General features: G+C 68.7%; 5 protein-coding genes and 1 pseudogene. 1 reads left to right on the top strand and 5 read right to left on the bottom strand.

What is annotated here, in order from left to right:
• The 3 genes from BMW99_RS38760 to BMW99_RS41740 all read right to left on the bottom strand — a co-directional run.
• The coding region (locus tag BMW99_RS38760; protein WP_177226156.1) for an Ig-like domain-containing protein at positions 1-2,003 on the bottom strand (2,003 nt) is incomplete at its 3' end.
• A 260-nt stretch (positions 2,004-2,263) separates the two neighbouring features.
• Positions 2,264-2,584 (bottom strand): hypothetical protein, encoded by a 321-nt coding sequence (locus BMW99_RS38755; protein WP_069462086.1) that lies wholly within the window; start codon positions 2,582-2,584, stop codon positions 2,264-2,266.
• Positions 2,585-2,588: 4 nt separating this feature from the next.
• A complete protein-coding gene (locus BMW99_RS41740; RefSeq protein WP_176735388.1) occupies positions 2,589-2,762 on the bottom strand; it encodes a hypothetical protein in 174 nt (57 codons plus the stop codon).
• A gap of 375 nt (positions 2,763-3,137) precedes the next feature.
• Between BMW99_RS41740 and BMW99_RS38750 the strand changes: the two genes are divergently transcribed.
• On the top strand, positions 3,138-4,112 hold the full coding sequence (locus tag BMW99_RS38750) for a LuxR C-terminal-related transcriptional regulator (RefSeq protein WP_069462087.1): 975 nt from the start codon (positions 3,138-3,140) through the stop codon (positions 4,110-4,112).
• Positions 4,113-4,330: 218 nt separating this feature from the next.
• Here BMW99_RS38750 and gvpK read toward each other — a convergent pair.
• Positions 4,331-4,465 (bottom strand): annotated as a pseudogene (gene gvpK, locus BMW99_RS38745) (gas vesicle protein GvpK); the annotation flags it as partial.
• A 729-nt stretch (positions 4,466-5,194) separates the two neighbouring features.
• The coding region (locus BMW99_RS38740; protein ID WP_075018414.1) for a tyrosine-type recombinase/integrase at positions 5,195-6,130 on the bottom strand (936 nt) is incomplete at its 5' end.

Below are 6,130 nucleotides of genomic sequence, written 5' to 3'. Positions count from 1 at the left end.
ATGTCGACGTTGCCGTTGGGTTCGGTGATGGCGGTCGGGGTGCCGGTGGCGGCGGGGGTGCCGAGGGAGGTGGTGAGGTCGGTGACGTGCCAGCCGGTGGAGTCGGACCAGGTGTTGGTGAGGTGTCCGCTGGTGGTGTTGATGGTGAGGATGTCGGTGTTGCCGTTGGGCTGGACGATGGCGGTGGGTGAGCCGGTGGCGGCGGGGGTGCCCAGGGAGGACGTCAGGTCGGTGACGTGCCAGCCGGTGGAGTCGCGCCAGGTGTTGGTGAGGTGTCCGCCGGTGGTGTTGACGGTGAGGACGTCTACGTTGTCGTTGGGTTGGACGACGGCTGCGGCGCGGCCGGTGAGGGCGGGGGTGCCCAGGGTGCCGGCGGTCAGGTCGGAGACGTGCCAACCCGTGCCGTCCCGGTAGGTGTTCACCAGGTGTCCGGTGCTTGCCGCGCGGGTGAAGACGTCCGTGGTTCCGTTGGGTTCGACCACCGCGTTGGAGATCGCGGAGCTGGGTGAGACGGTCACGGGCTGGGGCGAGGAGACGGCTCCCCATTGGCCGGCTGTGTTGTGGGCGCGCACGGTGATGGTGTGTGCGCCGGGAGGCACGGTGAGGGTGTTCCATGTGACGTGGTAGGGCGCGGAGGTGGCGGTTCCCACGGCGGTGCCGTCGACGAGGAACTGGACCTGGTCCACGGTGCCGACCGAGTCCGAGGCCGACGCCGACAGCGTCACCGCACCCCGTACCACCGAACCCGCACCCGGACCCGACACCGACGCCACCGGCGGCGTCGCACTGTTCGGGTCGTGCAGCCACTGGACGGTGCCGCCTTCGCCGGTGCGCTCCTCCACGTTCCAGTTGGAGACCGACGCCTTGTTGTAGCCGTTGTCCCCGGTCCAGTTCTGGTCGACGAAGTAGACCATCCCGTTGCCGGAGGAGTCGACGGACGAGCTGTAGACGACACCGGTGTGGCCGTTGGCTGCCGCACCCACCGCGAAGCTGATCACGTCACCGGCTACGGGAGCCGCGTGATCACCGTTGCTGTGCAGCTGGAACTTGCCGGGATAGGCGTTGTACCAGTTGGCGGCTTCCTGATTGCCGTTGCCTCCAGGCCCGTTGAGGCCGTAGCGCTGGACGAGGTAGCGGTCGCTGAGGTCGGCACACTGCCACTCGAGCTGCTGCTTGCCGGGTACGAGGTCGTTCTTGTCGGTGCCGCCTCCGCAGACCTGAAGTCCCATGAAGGTGCCGCTGGAACCAAGCGGACTTCCGTTGCCGTCGCAGGTCGAGTTCCACCATGACGGAAGTCCGAGATCGCCGCCGAGGGGCACGTCGTTGGACTGCATCATCGGCGTTCGGACCAGGGAGGCCGGCGCCGTCGCAGAGAGCCGCTTCACGTCGACGCTGGTGTGCGCTGCGGAATTGCCGCTGGACACCGTCAGGCCGGTGCCGAATCCGGCGGGCAGAACGGACTGGTCGTGCTGGAGATTGACCACCCAGGTGCGGCCGCCCTGGTCCACGACCCACTCGATCGCCCGGATGTCGGTGCGCGACCCCCGCTTTCCGGTGAGATTGCCATGGGAGCGCACGATCGTTCCCCGGACCTTCTGCCCGAAGATCGTGGCGACCGGACCGTTGGGCGTTCCGTGCAGGGCTCGGGTCCAGGCGGCGGTGTCGCCGGCCTTCGACTCCGGGAAGGCGTAGATCGACTGCGGCAGCGTCTCCCCGAACGGCACCGCCATCACCGACAGGTAGCTGTACGGCTTGGTGCTGCTCATGGAGGCGACCTGAACGCTGTTGCCGGGATCGGCGACGTAGGGCGTGACGCCGACGGGAACGTCCGGCCCGGACACCTGCACGGCGACGTGGTCGAGGGTGACGGCCATCTGGTGCCGAGCGCGAGCACCGGCCGGCGTCTGGGCGTGCGCCGGGAGGACCGAGAGGCCGGAAGCTGCTGCGGCGGCGACCGCGACGGCCAGGGCGGACTTCTTCAATGGCTTCAGGGGCGTGAACATGAGGATGGCTCCATGGGAGGGCACCGGGCGGGTGCGCGACGGGAACGTGCGACGTGCGACGAGATGAGACGCGCCGGTCGGGAAGCAGCGGCTGTCCTGCAGGAACAGCCGGCCTGGACGCCGAGGGGCGGCAACGGGCAGGGGGCGACGCCCCCTGGGACGTGCGGATGGTCAAGCAGTGGGGATCTGCGGAACGGCAGGCCGAGAGAGACGTGGACAATGCCCGGACGGTGGTGCCGCCGGATCCCGGGGGCGAATGCTCAGACGGTGGTGCCGCCGGATCCCGGGGTGAGACCCGACTTGTCGCCGGGCGCCAGGTACCGGCGCCGCATGGCCGGCGATGCCTGGTAGCAGCGCGCCAGGAGCGCGCCGGCGCGTGCCGGCGCCTGGGGCCGGCCGGGCGTGAAGCTGAGGAAGTACAGGAGCAGGTCGAGCCGGTCGGCCTCGCAGCGGCCCGAGACGTGCTCCAGACCGTCGTCGGAGGTGGCGTGTGCCCACAGGATCGCGGTGACCTCGCCGACCTCACCGTGCGTCTCGGTCACTGTCGGGCTGCGGCGCAGCGTGGCGTAGACGATGTCCACGGAGTCAGCCGCCCCAGCTGATGTCCTGGGGCGCGGCAGCCATGACGGTGGTTGCGGAGGCTCCACTCGTGGTGGTCCCGGCGCTCGCCGCGGCGACTGCCCCAGCCGGCGAGAGGGCGAAGATCACGACGGCGAGGGTGGCGACCGCGGTGGCGAGGGCGTAGCGGAGACGAGTCATGGCAGTTCCCTGTCTGTGGATGTGCGAGTCCTGATCTGGCAGTGCACGTCCCGCGGTTGACGCTTCTGCCTGCCGCTGCGGGGGCTTCCCCTTGCGGCCATGAACAGCTTCGCCGCAGATCAACGGCCCTGGAAGGGCTTCTTGTTGTCCCTGACCGGCCAGTCCGCAATCGGACATCCAATCATGTGCATGACATTTCACGGGAAGCTGCCCTGCCCGCCGGTGAAGGTCCTCTCGTGAACGGCGATGCATCAACAGCGTTCTGACCAGGCAAAGGAGATGTGGCGATCTTGTGGAGGCGCTACGGCGCCTGAGAGAATCAGGGCGTCAGGTGCGGCCGGGGGGCAGCGCCAAAAAAAGGGGGGTGGTTCGGCGATGCTGGAAACGCTCGGACTGAGTGCTGAAGCCGCCGCGGTCTACCAGGTCATGCTCAGTCATCCGGCGGCCGATGTCGCCGGACTGGCCGGCGCGAGCGGCCTGACGCCGGCGCAGGTCCACGACTGCCTCGACGAACTCGGCCAGTACATGCTCGTGCGGGCCTCCGGCGAGCATCCCGGGCAACTGCGAGCGGTGAGCCCCGAGATCGGCCTTGCCGACATGATCACCCGGCAGGAGGCCGACCTGGCGGCCCGCCAGGCCCACCTGGCCGCCTCGCGCGCCGCGGTGACCCGGATGGTCGCCGAGCGCGCCGACCACCGGACCACCCAGGGCGAGCGCATCCTCGGGCTGGACGGCATACAGGATCTCCTGGAGCGGCTCGGGCGCGCGGTGCGCACGGAGGTCATCGGTGTGCAGCCCGGCATTCAGACCATCGCCGACATCGAAGCCGCCCGACCCGCTGATGCCGAGGCGTTCTCCCGGGGCGTCACCATGCGGACGCTCTACCAGGAAGCCGCCCGTAAGCATCCGCACTTGGAGGTGCATGCGCACTGGCTGCTCAGTCAGGGCGGCGAGGTGCGCACAGCGCCCACCATTCCCCAGCGCATGGTGATCTTCGACCGTACCCAGGCCGTGGTCCCGATCGACCCCGCCGACCATCGCAGGGGTGCTCTTCACGTCACTGAACCCGGCATACTCACGGCGCTGCTGGACCTGTTCGAACAGGCGTGGAACACCGCCGTCCCGCTTGGCGCGACCCGCTACGACGAACCCGAATCCGGCCTCTCCGGTACCGAACGTGAGCTCCTGCGCCTCCTCGGTGGCGGACTCACCGACGAAACCGCCGCCCAGCGCCTGGGAACCTCCAGCCGCACGGTCAGACGCCAGATGGCGGCCATCATGGAACGCCTCAACGCCACCAGCCGCTTCGAGGCAGGGATCAAAGCTGCCCAACGCGGCTGGCTCCAGTGACCGTAGGCTGGAGTCGTCCCGGTCGCGGAAGCTCGTCGCGCCCGGTGCTCCCGGTCGTGGTCACCGCGCATCGGCCCTCTCCCGTGCGGTGCAGGCAAAATCGTGGGCCATTGCCATGGGACACCTGCTGGGAGCGCGGGACGGGGCCGGGCGATAACGCAGTACCGGCCAGTTCGGCTGCGGGGCGGTCGCGGTCGGTCGCGCGGCAGCAGCGGCCCGAGGTCGATGTTGAGGTCGTCCGGGGACAGGCCGAAGTGCTCGCGCAGCTCGGTCATCCAGTCCTCCAGGGCCATTAGCGTCACCCCGAGGTTCTCGACCTGCTCGTCGTCGAGGTCGCCCTGCTCGATCCACCGGAGCGCCTGACGCTGCGGGTGCCGAAAACCTCATCCGGGCAGGTCACGTGGCATGTTGACACTCGCAGACGCCGTCGTGTTGGTCGCGATTCTGTACCGGGAGGCGGGAGATGTTCGCTGGGCCGGCGATTCGCGGCGGCAACCGGCGCAGTGGCCTCACGTCGGCGATGCTCGGGGCCGGGCGGTGCCCGGCGTAGAACTGCCCGGACTCGCGCGGGACAGTGAGCGGGGTGGCGCTGATCCCAGATGCGGCTCGTGGTTGCGGGTGGGTCCCCGTTCGTACCCGGTGCAGTCGAACGAATGTCGGGGTTGTGTATTTCTGCCAACGGCGCAATGTTGGAATAGCAGAGCTGGAGGAGGAGGATCCCGTGACCTGTCGGGGACCATCTGGGGACCACGCGGCGTACGCGTTTGCGAGCGCTATCCTCGTAACTGGTCATAATACCCGGAGAGTTAGTCCCATTTGACGGGGAAATTCCCTTGATCTTCGCGACTGGGGGTCAAGGGGTCGCAGGTTCAAATCCTGTCGTCCCGACGGTGCAGAAGGGCCCGCGAGCCGGCATTTTGCCAGGTCAGCGGGCCCTTCGCCTTTTTCGGAAACGATGGTCATCTGATGACGCGTCAGTACCTGGGGACCACGCGGGGACGGTTACTCAAGAAAACCCGCAGGTCAGGGCGTGTTTTCCTGGGGACCAAGATCACGACTTCCGAGTCCCAATTGTGTACTCCCTACAACCGCCTGAGTGTTGCGGACAGGCCAGGGGTGGGCGGGGGAGGGGTTTTGACTCCGGTGAGGTGGCCGCTGAGGTTCTGGCCGGCGCGCACGACGGACTGCAGGTCGGGGTGGAGGTAGCGCTGGGTGGTCTGCAGGTTGCCGTGGCCGGCGATCAACCGCAGGACGTGCAGGGGGACTCCGGCGTCGGCCATCCATGTCAGTCCGGTGTGGCGCAGGTCGTGGCGGCGTAGGTGTTCGTAGCCGAGGGAGCGGACGACGTCGTCCCAGTGGGTGGCGTCGCGCAGGATGGCAGTGGTGATGCGTTCGCCGCGGGGGCCGGTGAACAGGCGCGCGTCGGGGTTGTCGCCGACGGCGAGCAGGCGCCGGGCGATCATCGGGCGGATCTCTTCGATGAGGGGGACGTGGCGGGCGACTTTGCCCTTGGTGTTCTTGTCGGCCAGGCCTCCGGGGGAGGGTGTGGTCTGCCGGCGCAGGCTCCAGATCCAGTGGTGCCGGTCGATGTCCTTCACGCGCACTCCGGAGACTTCGCCGATGCGCGCTGCGGTGCAGGCTGCGAAGACCACGGCCTCTCCCCACCCGGTGTACTGCTGGTAGGAGCGGGCGACCAGGGCTGAGGCGAGCTGTGTGAGGGCGTTCCAGTCGCGCAAGGCGAGCGAGCGGGGGTCGTCGAGTTCGTCTTCGGCCAGTTGGTACTGGCGCTGCCATCCCTTGACTCGGGCGGGGTTGACGGTGATCAGCCCGTCGCGGACAGCCTGTTCCATGACCCGGACGAGGATTGCCAGGCTGCTCTTGACCGTCGAGCGGCCCTCGCCGTCGGCGATCCACGCGTAGACGGTGCGGTCGACGGCGCCGTTGGTGACCGCGGTGAGCGGCAGGTGCCCGAGTGCCGGCACCACGCGCAGCCGCCACCCGGCCAGGTAGGGGTCGGT

It is taken from the genome of Actinacidiphila rubida (genome assembly GCF_900110255.1).
Taxonomy (GTDB): domain Bacteria; phylum Actinomycetota; class Actinomycetes; order Streptomycetales; family Streptomycetaceae; genus Actinacidiphila; species Actinacidiphila rubida.
Note: the sequence above shows the minus strand (reverse complement) of the source record. Positions and strands in the feature narration are given on the sequence as shown.

What these genes read in the sequence shown, in the direction of transcription:
- BMW99_RS41740 (WP_176735388.1), bottom strand. Translation starts at nt 2,762, where the DNA reads ATGACTCGTCTCCGCTACGCCCTCGCCACCGCGGTCGCCACCCTCGCC.
- BMW99_RS38750 (WP_069462087.1), top strand. Translation starts at nt 3,138, where the DNA reads ATGCTGGAAACGCTCGGACTGAGTGCTGAAGCCGCCGCGGTCTACCAG.